Consider the following 1,041-nt stretch of genomic DNA (forward strand, 5'->3'; position numbering starts at 1 on the left):
CGCTCCCGCGCAGCATTATCCAAGCCACAATAATATTAATAAACAAGCCTACCAAGGCGATAATTAACATGCCTGTAGAAGCTACCTCAGGGGGGTTTTTAAATCTCTCAATAGCTTCATAAAAAATATAGATAGCTATTAACATCAAAGTAATACCATTAAGTACAGCTGCTAGTATTTCAAACCTTTTGTAGCCAAAAGTTTTATTTGTATTAGCTTGCTTCGCTCCTAAAGTAAATGCAATTAAAGCAATACCTAAAGAAATAGAATCACTTAACATATGACCAGCATCTGAAATTAACGCAAGACTGTTAGTAAAGAAACCACCTAACCCTTCTACAATCATGTAACTTGTAATAATAATAAAACTAATTAATAAAGTCTTTTTGTTCGCGCCATGTGTATGATTATGATTGTGATCGTTTTCCATTTAATCCCTCCTCTTTTTAATGATGAAAAATATTTTCTATAATTTGAATTTTTGTTTTTATAACTATAGAGTTAAAAAATATAAAATTTCAATTAATGTTTTGTTACTCGAAGAAAATCATACTAACTTATGAATATATGCTCATATATTCATAAGTTAGTATGATTTTTATCCTTTGTCAATATAGAAATGCTTTGTATTTTGTATATTAAATAAAAACCCTACTTTGCTTTGGACAGTAGTGGGATTTTTGCATATGATAAACCACACTTCACTTGCTAAATATTAACTATATTATAATTAACAAGTGATAATTTCTTTTTAGAGAAAATAATGTATTCACGCCTTTAGGCGTGAATACATTATTTTTTTTTGAATAGTTTAGAAAAGATAGATTGTTTTTGTTCATTTTTTTTTGATGCTTTTGGAGTAATGATATCTTCTTTTGAATCTATATTATCAGTTTCTATTTTTTTGGTATTACTTAATATATTTTGGCTATTTAAATTCAAAGATTGTTCTTGTTTTAATGCAATTGTTAAATCGTCAATTTGTCGATTCTTTTGTCGAATTTCTGATTCTAAATGCTCTATGTATTTATCGATATAACT

At 27.4% G+C, this 1,041-nt stretch carries 2 protein-coding genes; both read right to left on the minus strand.

Annotation, left to right across the window (positions count from 1 at the left end; all coding sequences use genetic code 11):
* The coding region (locus IE142_RS39620) for a cation diffusion facilitator family transporter (RefSeq protein WP_191889406.1) at nucleotides 1–430 on the minus strand (430 nt) is incomplete at its 3' end.
* Between the two features lie 362 nt (nucleotides 431–792).
* On the minus strand, nucleotides 793–1,041 hold a 249-nt coding region (locus IE142_RS39625; protein ID WP_502266908.1), incomplete at its 5' end, for a hypothetical protein.

The sequence above is a fragment of the Streptomyces mutabilis genome (genome assembly GCF_014649815.1).
Taxonomy (GTDB): Bacteria; Actinomycetota; Actinomycetes; order Streptomycetales; family Streptomycetaceae; genus Streptomyces; species Streptomyces mutabilis.